Genomic DNA, 13636 nt, shown 5'->3' with positions numbered 1-13636 from the left:
CGCGCCGAAAGGGGCTTTGCTTTCGCGCCGCCGCAGCTTACCCATATCGCCATGAGAACGCTTTTTCTTGGCGATGTGATGGGGCGCGCGGGGCGCGCCGCAATCCGCGATACGCTTCCCGGACTCCGCGAGGCGTGGAAAATTGATTTTGTGGTGATCAACGGCGAAAACGCCTCCAGCGGCGTGGGCCTGACCGGCCCCCATGCCAAGCTGCTGCTGGACGCGGGCGCCGATGTGGTGACGCTGGGCGACCATGCCTTCGACCAGAAGGACATGCTGAGCTATATCGAAAGCGAGCCGCGCATCATCCGCCCGCTCAACTTCTCCAAACAGGCGCCGGGGCGCGGGGCGGGGCTGTTCACCGACCGGCGCGGGCGCAAGGTGCTGGTGACGCAGGTGCTGGGGCAGGTCTTCATGAAGCGCCCGTTTGACGATCCCTTCTCGGCGGTGGACGACGTGCTGCGCCGCCATCCGCTGGGGGGGCAGGCGCAGATGGTGCTGGTCGACATGCATTGCGAGGCGACCTCGGAAAAGATGGCGATGGGGCATTTCTGCGACGGGCGCGCCAGTCTTGTGGTGGGCACCCACACCCATGTGCCCACCGGCGATGCGCAGATCCTGCCCGGCGGCACCGGCTATCTGACCGATGCGGGCATGTGCGGCGATTACCTGTCGGTGATCGGCATGGACAAGACCGAGCCGATGCGGCGCTTCATCACCGGCATGCCCAAGGGCCGGTTCCAGCCCGCGCTTGGCGATCCGACCCTGTCGGGCGTGCTGGTGGACAGCGATGACCGCACCGGTCGCGCCACGTCCATCCGCATGGTGCGGCAGGGAGGGCGGCTGGAGCAGGCCGGACCTTGAGCCGCCTCTGGCCCTTTCTGGCGCTGATCGGGGTCGGCGCGCTGTGGGGGGCCGGTCAGCCGCTGGCCAAGGTCGCCGTGTCCGAAGGTTACCGGCATTTCGGCATCCTGTTCTGGCAGCTGGCGCTTGGCGCGCTGCTTCTGGGGATCGTCACCCGGCTGCGCGGGCGGCCGCTGCGGTTTGGCCGCTCTCATCTGCCCGCGCTTGTCGTGGTGGCGCTGACCGGCACGGTGCTGCCGGGCATGGCGTCCTATACTGCCGCGATCCACCTGCCGGCGGGGGTGCTGTCGATCCTGCTGTCTTCGGTGCCGATGTTCGCCTTTCCGCTGGCGCTGGTGCTGGGAAATGACCGCTTCGCGTGGCGGCGTCTGGCCGGGCTGGGCCTTGGCTTTGCGGGCGTGCTGCTGCTGGTGCTGCCGGGGGCAAGCCTGCCCGATCCCACGCTGGCGGGCTGGATCCCGGTCGCGCTGATCGCCTCGGCCTTCTACGCGCTGGAGGGCAACTGGGTCGCGCGCTATGGCACCGGAGGGCTTGATCCGCTACAGCTTCTGGCCGGAGCCTCGGCGCTGGGGGCGGCGGTCACCTTGCCGCTGGCGCTGGCCACGGGGCAGTTCATCGACCCGCGCCCGCCATGGGGCGGGCCGGATCTGGCGATCCTTGCGGCCTCGGCGCTGCATGCCGTGGCCTATGCGGGCTATGTGGCGGTGGTGACTGCGGCGGGGGCGGTCTTTGCGGTGCAGGTCAGCTATCTGGTCACGCTGTTCGGCCTTGCCTGGGCGATGCTGTTTCTGGGCGAAAGCTACAGCGGCGGCATCTGGCTTGCGCTGCTGGTCATGATGTCGGGTGTGGCGCTTGTGCAGCCGCGTCCGCGTGCCGCGCTTGCCACCCTGCGCGGCGGCAGTCAGAATGCCCCGGTCGATCCACAGACAGGCCATTGCCCCAGATGAATTTTATTGAACTGAGCCAGAACACGCAGGCCTATGTCACTCTGGCCACCGTGGTGGGTATGTTCGTTCTGTTCATCCGCGAATCCTATCCCACCGAGGTGGTGGCCATCGGCGGCACCGCGCTGCTGCTGGCGCTTGGGGTGCTGCCCTATGCCGATGCGCTGGCGGTGCTGGCCAACCCCGCGCCATGGACCATCGCCGCCATGTTCGTGGTGATGGGCGCGCTGGTGCGCACCGGGGCGCTGGACACCTTTGCCACCTTCGCGCAGACGCAGGTGGCACGCCGCCCGCGTCAGGCCATGGCCAGCATCATGCTGGTGGTGATCGTCGCCTCGGCCTTCATGAACAACACGCCGGTCGTGGTGCTGATGCTGCCGGTCTTCGTGCAGATCTCCAAATCCTTGGGCGTGCAGCCCTCGAAACTGCTGATCCCGCTCAGCTATGCGGCGATCCTTGGCGGCACCACCACGCTGATCGGCACCTCCACCAACCTGCTGGTGGACGGGGTGGCCCGGGCGCAGGGCATGGCGCCGTTCTCCATCTTCGAGGTGACGCCGCTGGCGCTGATCCTTGTGGCGTGGGGGATGCTGTATCTGGCGCTGGTGGGGCGCTTCCTGCTGCCGGACCGGACCTCCATGGCGGGGATGCTGTCGGACCGGTCGCGCATGAAATTCTTCACCGAAGCGGTGGTGCCCCCCGACAGCAACCTGATCGGGCGCGAGGTGCTGGGCGTGCAGCTTTTCAAGCGCGAGGGCGTGCGGCTGATCGACGTGGTGCGCGGCGACGAGTCGCTGCGCCGCCAGATGGACAGCGTGCGCCTGCAGGTCGGCGACCGCGTGGTGCTGCGCACCCAGATGACCGAACTGCTGTCGCTGCAGCGCGACCGGTCGCTGAAGCGGGTCGATCAGGTCTCGGCCAAGGAAACCACCACGGTGGAGGTGCTGATCTCTCCGGGGTGCAAGATGGTCGGGCGCAGCCTTGGCGCGCTGCGCCTGCGCCGTCGCTACGGGGTCTATCCGCTGGCGGTGCACCGGCGGAACCAGAACATCGGCAGCAAGATCGAGGAACTGGTGGTGCGCGTCGGCGACACGCTGCTGCTGGAAGGCGCGCCCGAGGACATCAAGCGGCTGGCGGACGAGATGGAGCTGGTGGACGTGTCCCATCCCACCGCGCGGGCCTTCCGCCGGGGCCATGCGCCGGTGGCCATCGGGGCCATGGGGGCCATCGTGGTGCTGGCGGCACTTGGCGTGGCGCCGATCCTCGCGCTGGCGGTGATGGCGGTGGCGGTGGTGTTCTTCACCGGCTGCATCGACAGCGACGAGGCGTTTTCCTTTGTCGAGGGTCAGCTTCTGGCGCTGATCTTTGCCATGCTCGCGATTGGCGCCGCGCTGGAGGCGTCTGGCGCCGTGCAGCTGATCGTGGAGGCGATCGCGCCCTATCTGGCGCTGCTGCCGGGGCCGCTGCTGATCTGGGCGATCTTCCTGCTGACCTCTGTGCTGACCGAGGCGGTCAGCAACAATGCGGTGGCGGTGGTGGTCACGCCGATCGCCATCGGGCTGGCGGAGCATCTGGGCATCGACGCGCGCGCGCTGGTGGTGGCGGTGATGATCGCGGCCTCCTGCAGCTTTGCCACCCCCATCGGCTACCAGACCAACACGCTGATCTACGGCCCCGGCGGCTACCGCTTTTCCGACTTTCTGCGGGTGGGCGTGCCGCTGAACCTCAGCATCGGGCTACTGGCCTCGGCGCTGATCCCGTTCTTCTTCCCGCTGTGACCGGCTGAAACCCCGTGCCGTGCTCTTGCGGGGCGGGGCTGCTCTGGGGTAAGAGACCCCGATCCTTCACCACGCAAGACAAGGCAAGAGGCACCCATGGCCGGCCATTCCAAATGGGCAAACATCCAGCACCGCAAGGGCCGTCAGGACGCGGTGCGCGCGAAGCTGTTTTCCAAATTCTCCAAGGAGATCACCGTCGCCGCCAAGATGGGCGACCCTGATCCCGACAAGAACCCCCGCCTGCGGCTGGCCATCAAGGAAGCCAAGAGCCAGTCCATGCCCAAAGACAACATCGAACGCGCCATCAAGAAGGCCATCGGGGGCGACGGCGACAATTACGAGGAAATCCGCTACGAAGGTTACGGCCCCAACGGGGTTGCCGTGATCGTCGAGGCGATGACCGACAACCGCAACCGCACCGCCTCCAACGTGCGCTCCACCTTCACCAAGAACGGCGGCAACCTTGGGGAAACCGGCTCGGTCGCGTTCATGTTCGAACGCAAGGGCGAGATCGTCTATCCCGCCTCCGTGGGCGATGCCGATACGGTGATGATGGCCGCCATCGAGGCGGGCGCCGAGGATGTGGAAAGCTCGGACGAGGGCCATGTGGTCTATTGCGCCGACAGCGATCTGGGCGAAGTCTCCGCCGCGCTGGAAGAGGTGCTGGGCGAAAGCGACAGCACCAAGCTGGTGTGGAAGCCCGGCAACACCACCGAGCTTGATCTGGACGCCATGCGCTCGCTGATGAAGCTGGTGGATGCGCTGGAAGACGACGATGACGTGCAGCGCGTCACCACCAATTTCGAAGCCTCCGACGAGGTCATGGCGCAGCTCTGATCCGCGCGCAAGGCTGGGTTGCAGGCCCGTGAGGCGGAGGGGAAACCTTCCGCCTTTTTGTTTGGGTTCAACGGGTTGCGCGGCGGTCTTCACCGTTGTTCCGCTGCGTCACGGCGCGGGGGGCAGGGCTTGTCCTTCGGGCGGGGGCGGGACAGTCTGGGCGCGTTCCAACATTAGGCCCCGCTCATGACCGACATCCGCTATCTTGAAACCCCCACCGCCCGCCTTGCCTATGCCCGCAGCCCGGGGGTGGGGCCGACCATCGTGTTCCTGTCGGGCTACAAATCCGACATGGACGGCACCAAGGCCGTGCATCTGCAGGCCTGGGCGCGGATGCAGGGGCGCGATTACCTGCGGCTGGACTATTCCGGGCATGGCCGGTCCAGCGGCGCGTTCGAGGAGGGCTGCATCGGGGACTGGGTCCGCGATGCGGAGGCGGTCATCCGCCATGTCGCCAAGGGGCCGGTGATCCTTGTCGGCTCGTCCATGGGCGGCTGGATCGGCTGCCTGCTCAGCCAGCGCCTGCCGCGGGTGGCGGGGTTTGTCGGCATCGCCGCCGCCCCGGATTTCACCGAGGACAGCTTCTGGGCCTCCTTCACCGAAGAGCAGCGGCGGCAGGTGATGGAGCAGGGCGCGGTGCATCTGCCCTCTGCCTATGGCGATCCCTATGTGGTGACGCGGCGCCTGATCGAAGACGGGCGCGACCATCTGGTGCTGCGCACGCCGCTGCGGATGCCATGGCCGGTGCGGCTGCTGCAGGGCACCGAGGACGAGGCGGTCAGCCGCGACACCGCGCTGCGGCTGCTGGACCATATCGACAGCCCCAATCTGCGGCTGACGCTGGTCAAGGGCGCCGATCACCGCTTTTCCGACCCGGCGAACCTTGCGCAGATTGAACAGGCGATCCTTGCGGTGGGCGGCTGAGGTTTTCCGCTGCCCCGAATTTTTGTCCGGGCTTTGGCAGCACTTTGTTTACCAAGTCCGCGCAACCTGCCCCCAGCAACGGAGGCGACATGCGCGGATTCGATCCACAGTTCCGGGATTACCCCCATTACCTGCGCGAGGTGGCGCAGACCGTGTGGAACCGGCGCGGGCTGGGGCCGGGGCTGGCGGCGCTGTGGCACCCGCATGTGCTGCTGCGCCGTCCCGCCGGGCTTGGCTTCGGCCCCGAGGCGCTGCGGGCGGAGGTGCTGGAACTGACCGCAGCGCTGCCCGACCATGCCGCCCTGACCGAGGATGTGATCTGGTGCGGGGCGCCGCAGGTCGGCATGCTGGGGGCGCAGCGGCTTTGGGCGCGGGCGCGGCATGACGGCACCGGCGTCTTTGGCACCGCCAGCGGGCGGCGCGTCGCTTTCCGCATGATGGCGGAGCTTTACGCCAAGGACAACCGCATCAGCGATGCGTGGTGGATCCGCGACACCGGCGCGATCCTGCGCCAGCTTGGCATCTCTGTCTCGGACTGGGCGCGCTACCGCATCAGCGGGCGCGATGCCGAAACCGAACCGTTCCGCCCCGCCATCGACCAGCCCGGCCCCTATACCGGGCGCGGCAATGGCACCCAGTGGGGGCAGGCTTTTGCCGCGCTGCTGAGCACGCTCATGACCTCGGAATTTTCGGTGATCCCTGCGCAATACGATGCCGCCGCGCGCATGGCCTATCCCGGCGGCGATCCGGCGCATGGCCATGGCGGGGCAGAGCGGTTCTGGCTGGGGCTGCGCGCCGCCTTTCCGTCGGCGCAGTTCGTCATCCATCACCAGATCGGGGTGGAGGACCGGCTGATGCCGCCGCGTGCCGCGCTGCGCTGGTCGCTGACGGGGCGGCATGACGGCTGGGGCCCCTTTGGGCGGCCCAGCGGGGCGGAGGTGCATGTGATGGGCATGAGCCACGCCGAATTCGGCCCCGCAGGCCTGCGCCGGGAATGGACGCTTTATGACGAGGCGGCGGTCTGGATGCAGATCCACTGCGCCACCGGGCTTGGTGCCGCTCAGGCGGCAGCGCCGCGCCTGATGGCGGCAGAGTAGGGCGCGCGGGCGGTTTCCCGCTTTCCCTTGCGCGCTGCGGGGGCTAGGCTTTGGCCAAAGGCCCCCGGACCGCATCCCTTGCGGGAAAGACCCGCGTGCAGGCAGTGCTGGCACCATGCGGGCAGGGCGCAACGCAAGAGCAGGCAGAGGGCGCGGGGTGCATCGCAGAAACCGCAGGCAGGCCCGCAAGGGCAGGGATCCGGGGCATGGCTGAACCGCTGGTCCTGTTGCCCGAGATGCTGTGTGACGCGCGGCTTTATGGGCCGCAGATCGCCGATCTGTCGCGCGACATGGCGGTGATGGTGGCGCCCGTGCATCTGGGCGAACGGATCGAGGAAATCGCCTCCAGCCTGCTGGACGTGCTGCCCCGGCGGTTCGCGCTGGCAGGCTTGGGCTTTGGCGGCATGGTGGCGATGGAGGTGCAGCGCCGCGCCCCCGACCGGGTCAGTCGCCTGCTGCTGATGGGCACCTCGCCCTTGGCCGACACGCCGCAGCAGGCCGCCGAACGTGACCCCGCCATCATCAAGGCCCGCGCCGGGCGGCTCGATGCGGCGGTCAGCGCGCTTTTCCCCGCCGACTGTCTGGCGCCCGGTCCGTGGCGGCGCGACGTGCTGGCGCTGGTGCAGGACATGGCGCAGGGGCTGGGGGTGGAAACCTATGTGCGCCAGATCCGCGCGCTGCAGCGCCGCCGCGATCAGCAGGGATCGCTGCGCAAGCTGCGGGTGCCGGTGCTGGTGCTCTGCGGCGCGCATGACACGCTTTACCCCGAGAAGCGCCAGAGCTTCATGGCCGAACTCATTCCCGGCGCCCGGCTGCAGGTGATCCCCGAGGCGGGCCATCTGCCGGTGCTCGAACATCCCGACGCGGTCAGCGACGCGATCCGCGACTGGATGCGCTGGCCGATGCCGCTGCGCTGAGCGGCGCTTGACCCCGCGCGCGCACGCTTCTACTGGGAAGCTGCGTGGAGGGCCGGACGGCCGCTGCGGCGGGCAACCGCCGGAGAGGAAAGTCCGGACTCACTGAAGCATCGGTGCCGGGTAACGCCCGGGCAGGGCAACCTGACGGAAAGCGCCACAGAAAACAGACCGCCGCCCATCGGGCGGTAAGGGTGAAACGGTGGGGTAAGAGCCCACCGGGGGGCTGGCAACAGCGCCCGCATGGCAAGCCCCACCGGGAGCAATGCCGCATAGGGACCCCGCGCGGGGCATGATCCCTTCGGGGATATCGCCGCAGGGCCGCTTCAGCCCGAGGGGTCCGGGTTGGCAGCTTGAGCCACATGGCAACATGTGGCCTAGAGGAATGGTCGTCTGAGGATGGGGTGACCCATCCGACAACAGAATCCGGCTTACAGGCCCTCCACGCAAATTCTGTCGCTTTGGCCTGTTGACTTCGGGCCGGGTGTGGGTAAAAGGCGGGCTTCAAGGATTTCGCGGGCGGCGTACGTCCCCCGTTGCAGGAGAAGAAGAATGGCGAAGCCGACCACCATCAAGATCCGCCTGAACTCGACCGCCGGGACGGGCCATTTCTACGTGACCAAGAAAAACGCCCGCACCATGACCGAGAAGATGGCCGTACGAAAGTATGACCCGGTTGTGCGGAAGCACGTCGAATACAAAGAAGGCAAGATCAAGTAAGCCTTCCTTGTCTTGGGACAGTGACTGGGCCGCGCGGAACCTCCGGGCGGCCTTTTGCATGGACAGGATCCCTGCTGGACAGCTCCGGAGACCCCGCGCCCCGATGAGGGCCGGAGGAGTCGCCCGATGTTTCCCGATTGCCTGTTCTGCGACATCCTGTCGGGCCGCAGCCCGGCCGAGGTGATCTGCAGATCCCGCAGCCATCTGGTGATGGCCGATCCCGCCCCCATCCGTCCCGGCCATCTTCTGGTGCTGCCGCGCCACCACTGCGCCTGTTTCGAGGATCTGTCGCCGGTGCTGGCGGGCGGGCTGATGCGGCTGGGTCAGACCATGGCGCGGCTGCTGAAGGCGGAATATGACGTGCCTCGCGTGGGCTTTGTCATCACCGGCCATGACGTGCCGCATGTGCATGCCCATCTGGTGCCCATGGTGGAGCCAACCGACATCACCTCGCGCCGCTACATCCCGCTGGACGAGGTGCCCTTTGCGCTGCCGCCCCGCGCCCCCCGGACCGAGATCGCGGACACGGCGGAGCGGCTGCGGACCCGGTTTGAGCTGGCCTGACCGGGATTTCTGCAGCAGCGAAAAGGCGTTGCGGGGCGGGATGCTGCCTCGGTCTACCGTGGTATGCCGACAAGCCATTGATATTGCTGCATAACGGCTATTCCGCATCGGCAGTTTCGGGGAACCCTGCCGCGACATATGCTGCAATGCAGAATGATGCGCGTTGCTGATGCCGCGCCCCAACCGGATGAGACACCCATGAAAACCCTTGCTCTGCTGGCGGCGCTGGCCGCTGCTCCCGTCACTGCCCATGCCGATACGCTGCTGCTGCCGAAGCCGCTGTCGGGCGGCACGCTCCATGCCGACAGCGTCGACCTGTCCGTCTACTGGACCCCGGTCGACGGCGCCGCCGAGGTGGTGGCGTTTTACACCGACCGCCCCGATGCCACCCCGGCGCGGCTGGCGCTGCGTCTGGCCGAGGGAGAAAAGGTCACCTTCGGCCTGCCCGGCGTCACCGGCACCGTCTACCGCTTCGAACGGGCGGGCGAGGGGGTCTCGGTGACCTCTGCGCGCACCAGCACCGATCTGGCGCTGAACTGACCTGTCCATGATGCCAAGGCAGGGCCGTCCCGCAGGGGGCGGCCCTTGCGCTGTCTGGAGCCCGGCTTTTGATGCTGCTAAGACGGCGCGAAGCGGGGGCTGCGGCGGGGAACGGGCGTGACCGGAGATCATGTGCTGCTGGAAGAGGGCCCCGACCGCGGGCCGGTCCTGTTCGCCGAGCCGCGCGAGCGGGTGGTGGCCCATACCGGCCCCGAGGCGCTGGCGGCGCTTGACCGGCTGGAGCAGGCGCGGCGCGCGGGGGCATGGATCGCCGGGGCTGCCGCCTATGAGCTGGGATTCGCGCTGGACCCGGCGGTGGCGGATCTGCTGACCCCCGGACCCGAGCCGCTGCTGAGGTTCGGCATTTTTGACGGCCCCGCCGATCCCGCGCCGCTGCTGGCGCAGGCCGGGCAGGAGGCGGCGCAGGTGGGGCTGCGCCATGTCACGCCGCTCTGGTCGCCTGCCGATCACGCGGCGCGGTTCCATGTCATCAAGGAGATGCTGGCGGCGGGTGATCTTTATCAGGTCAATCTTACCCTGCCGGTGGAGGTGGGGTTTGACGGCACGCCGCTGGGGCTGTGGGGGGCGATGCGCGCGCTGCAGCCGGTGGGGCATGGCGGGCTCTTGCACCTTGGCGGGCAGACCGTGCTGTCGCGTTCGCCAGAGCTGTTCTTCCGGCTGGATGCGCAGGGCCGGGCCGAAGTGGCGCCGATGAAGGGCACCGCCCCGCGCGATGCCGACCCGCAGCGCGATGCCACGCTGCGCGAAACCTTGGGGCGCGACATCAAGAACCGCGCCGAAAACATCATGATCGTCGATCTGATGCGCAACGACCTGTCGCGGATCTGCCGCGTGGGCTCGGTCCGGGTGCCGGAGCTTCTGAAAGTCGAAACTTACGCCACGCTGCATCAGATGATCTCGCGCGTCGAAGGCCAGTTGGCCGGAGCTGCAGCGCTGCCCGATCTGATGCGGGCGCTGTTTCCCTGCGGGTCCATCACCGGCGCGCCGAAGATTGCCGCCATGCGCGCGATCCACCGGCTGGAGGGCTGGCGGCGCGGCATGTATTGCGGAAGCATGGGCTGGATGGCCCCGGACGGGCGGGCGTCGTTCAACGTCGCCATCCGCACGCTGACCGTCACCGGCCCCGGCACCGCCCGCATGGGGGTGGGCGGCGGCATCGTCATGGACAGCGAGGCAGAGGCCGAATAACAGGAGGCGCTGTGGAAATCCCGTTTCGTGACCGGACTGATCCCGCCCTGCGCGTGATCGAAACGATGCTCTGGCAGCCGGGGGGCGGCGTCGCCCGGCGCGACGCACATCTGGCGCGGGCGCGGGCGACCTGCGCGCGCTTGGGCTTTGGCTTTGAGGCGGGGGCGGTGGACGCGGCGCTGGACGGCTTTGCCGCAGAGGGGGCCGCACGGCTGCGCCTGACCCTCGGGCGGGACGGGGTGCCGGATCTGACCCATGCGCCCTTCGATCCTGCCTCGGTGCCCGCGCGGGTGGCGGTGGCGCTGTCGGAGGTGCGGCTTGACCCCGCCGATCCGTTCCTGCGGATCAAGACCACCCGCCGCGCGCTGTATGACGCGGCGCTGCGCCACAAGCCCGCCGATCTGGCGGAGGTGCTGTTTTTCAACAGCCGCGACGAGCTGTGCGAGGGCGCCTATACCAATGTGTTTCTGGAACGGGCCGACGGGCGCTGCGTGACCCCCGCCGCAACCTGCGGCCTGCTTCCGGGCGTGCTGCGCGCAAGCCTGCTGGACAGGTTCGCCGAGGCGGTGGTGACCCGCGCCGATCTGCTGGCGGCACGGCGGCTCTGGATCGGCAATGCCCTGCGCGGGCTGATGGCAGCGGATCTGCGCCCCGGCGCGCTGCCCGATCCGCGCCCATAAAAAAGGCCCCGCCGAAGCGGGGCCTTCTGCTGTCCGGAGCGGCCGCTTATTCGCGGTTGCCGAAAAGCTGCAGCAGGAACATGAACATGTTGATGAAGTCGAGGTAGAGGTTCAGCGCGCCCATGATGGCGGCCTTGCCCAGCCACTCGCTGTCGCCATGGGCGGCATGTTCGATATAGGTGTTCTTGATGTTCTGGGTGTCATAGGCGGTCAGGCCCGCGAAGATCAGCACCCCGAGGATCGAGATGGCGAACTGGATCGCCGGCGAGCCAAGGAAGATGTTGACGATCGAGGCGACCAGAATGCCGATCACGCCCATGATCAGGAACGATCCCCAGCCGGAGATGTCCTTCTTCGTGGTGTAGCCCCAGAGCGACAGGCCCGCGAAGGAGATCGCGGTCACAAGGAAGACCTGTGCGATGGACATGCCGGTGAAGGCCACGAAGATCCACGACAGCGACAGGCCCATCACCGCCGCGAAGGCGTAGAAGAACAGCTGCGCGCCAGCGGCGGACAGGCGGTTGATGGCCGCGCCAAAGGCGAAGGCCATGCCCAGCGGGGCGAACATCACGATCCAGCCCAGAATGTTGGGCCGCAGGGTCGCGGGGTCGCGGAACACCGCCAGAAGCTCGGGGCTGGTGCCGACCGCCCAAGCCACAGCGAAGGTCAGGAGCATGCCCACGGACATGGTCCCGTAGACCTTGTTCATATGTGCGCGCAGACCTTCATCAATCTGGGCCGAGCGGGCGCCGGCTGCGCCAGCGGTCCGGATTGTTCTGTATTGAGCCATCGAGTCCTCCAAGTTGTACAGGTTCGGGAGTTATATCCCCTCGCTTCCGATATTGGCAGAGTGGCGCCACATTTCAAGAACACGAAACCGCGAAACGCGCTGTTTCGGCACGAAAACCTCGGGACGGGCCCGCCGCAGGTCAGCCGCGCCAGTGCTGGGGCGCGTCCCACGGCCTGCGCCGCGCCTCGGCCAGCGCATCCGCGCGGGAGATGCCAAGGTCGCGCAGCGCCGCCTCGTCCAGTTCCGCCAGTTTGCGGCGCTGGCGGGCGAGGGCGGCCATGGCGAAAAGCCTTGCCAGAAGCGGCGGACGGGCCCTGTGGCGGCGGCTCAGGACGAGATCACGGATCATGACGGTCTCCTTCACAAAGGTTGATGTGTTTCCCCATTTCCATGGGCCTTGGTGATGGATATGCTGCTGCGGGACTGATCTGTAAAACGAATGTTCTTGACGGGCTCCATCACGGGACGTGATCCATGCGCAATCTTGACCTGACCACGCTGCGCTCTTTCGTCGCGGTGGCCGATGCGGGCGGCGTGACCCGCGCGGCGGGGTTTCTCAATCTCACGCAGTCGGCGGTGTCGATGCAGCTCAAGCGGCTGGAGGATGGTCTTGGCCTTGCGCTGCTGGACCGGTCGGGGCGCGGCGTGGCGCTGACCCCGGCAGGGGAACAGCTGCTGAAATACGCCCGCCGCATGGTCGACCTGAATGACGAGATCTATGCCCGCCTGACCCGGCAGGACTGGGAGGGCGAGATCGTGCTGGGGGTGCCGCATGACATCGTCTATCCGGTGATCCCCCGGATCATCAAACGCATGGGGCGCGACATGCCGCGGGTGCGGGTGCAGCTGATCAGCTCTTACACCGCCGAGCTGAAAGAGCAGTTCGCCCGGGGCGCCGTGGACGTGATCCTGACCACCGAGGCCGATCCCGCCGAGGGCGGCGAGCCGCTGCTGGACGTGCCGCTGCGCTGGTATGGCGCGGCAGGGGGCAGCGCGTGGAAATCCCGGCCGCTGCGCATCGCCTTTTCGCGGCGCTGCGGTTTCCGCCCGGTGGCGGCGGCGATGATGGAACAGCATGACATCGACTGGGAGCTTGCGGTGGATTCCGAAAGCGACCGCATCATCGAAGTGTCGGTGACGGCGGATCTGGCGGTGACTCCGGTGCTGGAAGGCCACGCGCCCGCGCATTACGATCTGATCCCGCGCGGGGTGCTGCCCGATCTGGGGGTGCAGAAGATCTGTCTTTACGGGTCTGCAGCCAAGCCGCAGATCCTCGCCCCGGTGCTGGAGATGCTGCGCGCCGAATTTCGCGCGCTTGGCACGCGCGGGACAGAGATGGCCGCGCAGTAGCGGTCAGATCCGGATCACCACCTTGCCGGTGGCGGCCCGGCGGCGCAGCAGGTCGAGCCCTTCGGCGGCGCGCTCCAGCGGCAGCACAAGGCTGACATGCGGGCGCAGCCGCCCCGCCGCATGCCAGTCGAAAAGCGTGGCCAGCGACCGGGTCAGCACCTCGGGGCGGAAGCCCAGATAGCCGCCCCAGTAAAGACCCATCACCGTCAGGTTCTTGACCAGCAGGTGATTGGCCTTGATCTGCGGCACGCTGCCGCTGGCAAAGCCGATGGTCAGGATCCGCGCCTCGGGGCGGCAGGCGCGAAAAGCGGCCTCGAACTGGTCGCCGCCCACCGGATCATAGACCACATCGGCCCCGCCAAGCGCCTTCATCTCGGTGCGGATGTCCTGCGTGGCCGCGTCGATCAGGTGATCGGCCCCGGCGG

The 13636-nt window shown here is 67.8% G+C and carries 16 protein-coding genes and 1 other RNA gene; 14 read left to right on the top strand and 3 right to left on the bottom strand.

The genetic code is table 11. From position 1 onward, the window contains the following. Window positions 1–51: 51 nt before the first annotated feature. The 13 genes from VK682_RS10420 to VK682_RS10360 all read left to right on the top strand — a co-directional run bounded on the left by VK682_RS10420 (window position 52) and on the right by VK682_RS10360 (window position 11071). Window positions 52–864 carry a TIGR00282 family metallophosphoesterase gene (locus tag VK682_RS10420; RefSeq protein WP_089847088.1) on the top strand — a complete coding sequence of 271 codons (813 nt, stop codon included), beginning with the start codon at window positions 52–54 and terminating at the stop codon, window positions 862–864. Further along, window positions 861–1811 carry a DMT family transporter gene (locus VK682_RS10415; protein WP_230794275.1) on the top strand — a complete coding sequence of 317 codons (951 nt, stop codon included), beginning with the start codon at window positions 861–863 and terminating at the stop codon, window positions 1809–1811. Before VK682_RS10420 ends, VK682_RS10415 begins: the two co-directional genes overlap by 4 nt. Then, window positions 1808–3586 carry an SLC13 family permease gene (locus VK682_RS10410; RefSeq protein ID WP_089847092.1) on the top strand — a complete coding sequence of 593 codons (1779 nt, stop codon included), beginning with the start codon at window positions 1808–1810 and terminating at the stop codon, window positions 3584–3586. The genes VK682_RS10415 and VK682_RS10410 overlap by 4 nt, the downstream gene beginning before the upstream one ends. 96 nt (window positions 3587–3682) lie before the next feature. Continuing rightward, window positions 3683–4423, top strand: coding sequence for a YebC/PmpR family DNA-binding transcriptional regulator (locus tag VK682_RS10405; protein ID WP_089847094.1), 741 nt, complete (start codon window positions 3683–3685; stop codon window positions 4421–4423). A gap of 186 nt (window positions 4424–4609) precedes the next feature. Further along, window positions 4610–5347, top strand: a complete 738-nt coding sequence (locus tag VK682_RS10400) for an alpha/beta hydrolase (protein WP_230794276.1) — start codon at window positions 4610–4612, stop codon at window positions 5345–5347. A gap of 89 nt (window positions 5348–5436) precedes the next feature. Next, window positions 5437–6444: a nuclear transport factor 2 family protein gene (locus VK682_RS10395; RefSeq protein WP_089847098.1), complete on the top strand. Its 1008-nt coding sequence runs from the start codon at window positions 5437–5439 to the stop codon at window positions 6442–6444. Between the two features lie 206 nt (window positions 6445–6650). Continuing rightward, a complete protein-coding gene (locus VK682_RS10390) occupies window positions 6651–7361 on the top strand; it encodes an alpha/beta fold hydrolase (RefSeq protein ID WP_089847100.1) in 711 nt (236 codons plus the stop codon). A 44-nt stretch (window positions 7362–7405) separates the two neighbouring features. Beyond that, an RNA gene (gene rnpB, locus VK682_RS10385) (RNase P RNA component class A) lies at window positions 7406–7808 on the top strand. 102 nt (window positions 7809–7910) lie between these two features. Next, window positions 7911–8078, top strand: coding sequence for a 50S ribosomal protein L33 (gene rpmG / locus VK682_RS10380; RefSeq protein WP_084353547.1), 168 nt, complete (start codon window positions 7911–7913; stop codon window positions 8076–8078). 126 nt (window positions 8079–8204) lie between these two features. Next, window positions 8205–8642 (top strand): HIT family protein, encoded by a 438-nt coding sequence (locus VK682_RS10375; protein ID WP_089847101.1) that lies wholly within the window; start codon window positions 8205–8207, stop codon window positions 8640–8642. 198 nt (window positions 8643–8840) lie between these two features. Further along, window positions 8841–9182, top strand: coding sequence for a hypothetical protein (locus VK682_RS10370; protein WP_230794278.1), 342 nt, complete (start codon window positions 8841–8843; stop codon window positions 9180–9182). Between the two features lie 117 nt (window positions 9183–9299). Next, window positions 9300–10391, top strand: coding sequence for an aminodeoxychorismate synthase component I (locus VK682_RS10365; RefSeq protein ID WP_324781764.1), 1092 nt, complete (start codon window positions 9300–9302; stop codon window positions 10389–10391). Window positions 10392–10402: 11 nt separating this feature from the next. Beyond that, the gene (locus tag VK682_RS10360) at window positions 10403–11071 is read left to right on the top strand and encodes an aminotransferase class IV (RefSeq protein ID WP_230794280.1); all 669 of its coding nucleotides are present in this window, start codon (window positions 10403–10405) and stop codon (window positions 11069–11071) included. 46 nt (window positions 11072–11117) lie between these two features. Here VK682_RS10360 and VK682_RS10355 read toward each other — a convergent pair whose 3' ends face one another. After that, window positions 11118–11861 carry a Bax inhibitor-1/YccA family protein gene (locus tag VK682_RS10355; protein ID WP_089847108.1) on the bottom strand — a complete coding sequence of 248 codons (744 nt, stop codon included), beginning with the start codon at window positions 11859–11861 and terminating at the stop codon, window positions 11118–11120. 139 nt (window positions 11862–12000) lie between these two features. After that, complete coding sequence (locus VK682_RS10350) at window positions 12001–12210, bottom strand: DUF1127 domain-containing protein (RefSeq protein ID WP_230794281.1); 210 nt, start codon at window positions 12208–12210, stop codon at window positions 12001–12003. A 125-nt stretch (window positions 12211–12335) separates the two neighbouring features. Here VK682_RS10350 and VK682_RS10345 point away from each other — a divergent pair, with 125 nt between their 5' ends. Further along, entirely contained in the window at window positions 12336–13211 is an 876-nt protein-coding gene (locus VK682_RS10345) for a LysR family transcriptional regulator (protein ID WP_089847111.1), read from the top strand. 3 nt (window positions 13212–13214) lie between these two features. Here the strand turns inward: VK682_RS10345 and VK682_RS10340 are convergent. Beyond that, a partial coding sequence (locus VK682_RS10340) for a zinc-binding dehydrogenase (protein WP_324781763.1) occupies window positions 13215–13636 on the bottom strand: 422 nt, incomplete at its 5' end.

This window comes from Salipiger marinus, assembly GCF_035481585.1.
Taxonomy (GTDB): domain Bacteria; phylum Pseudomonadota; class Alphaproteobacteria; order Rhodobacterales; family Rhodobacteraceae; genus Salipiger; species Salipiger marinus.
The sequence above is the reverse complement of the archived record's forward strand: the minus strand, read 5'-3'. Positions and strand labels throughout refer to the sequence as shown.

Excerpts from the sequence above, each read along its gene's own strand:
- VK682_RS10420 (WP_089847088.1), top strand. The coding sequence starts at position 52 with ATGAGAACGCTTTTTCTTGGCGATGTGATGGGGCGCGCGGGGCGCGCC.
- VK682_RS10410 (WP_089847092.1), top strand. The coding sequence starts at position 1,808 with ATGAATTTTATTGAACTGAGCCAGAACACGCAGGCCTATGTCACTCTG.
- VK682_RS10405 (WP_089847094.1), top strand. The coding sequence starts at position 3,683 with ATGGCCGGCCATTCCAAATGGGCAAACATCCAGCACCGCAAGGGCCGT.
- VK682_RS10400 (WP_230794276.1), top strand. The coding sequence starts at position 4,610 with ATGACCGACATCCGCTATCTTGAAACCCCCACCGCCCGCCTTGCCTAT.
- VK682_RS10395 (WP_089847098.1), top strand. The coding sequence starts at position 5,437 with ATGCGCGGATTCGATCCACAGTTCCGGGATTACCCCCATTACCTGCGC.
- VK682_RS10390 (WP_089847100.1), top strand. The coding sequence starts at position 6,651 with ATGGCTGAACCGCTGGTCCTGTTGCCCGAGATGCTGTGTGACGCGCGG.
- rpmG (WP_084353547.1), top strand. The coding sequence starts at position 7,911 with ATGGCGAAGCCGACCACCATCAAGATCCGCCTGAACTCGACCGCCGGG.
- VK682_RS10375 (WP_089847101.1), top strand. The coding sequence starts at position 8,205 with ATGTTTCCCGATTGCCTGTTCTGCGACATCCTGTCGGGCCGCAGCCCG.
- VK682_RS10370 (WP_230794278.1), top strand. The coding sequence starts at position 8,841 with ATGAAAACCCTTGCTCTGCTGGCGGCGCTGGCCGCTGCTCCCGTCACT.
- VK682_RS10355 (WP_089847108.1), bottom strand. The coding sequence starts at position 11,861 with ATGGCTCAATACAGAACAATCCGGACCGCTGGCGCAGCCGGCGCCCGC.
- VK682_RS10350 (WP_230794281.1), bottom strand. The coding sequence starts at position 12,210 with ATGATCCGTGATCTCGTCCTGAGCCGCCGCCACAGGGCCCGTCCGCCG.
- VK682_RS10345 (WP_089847111.1), top strand. The coding sequence starts at position 12,336 with ATGCGCAATCTTGACCTGACCACGCTGCGCTCTTTCGTCGCGGTGGCC.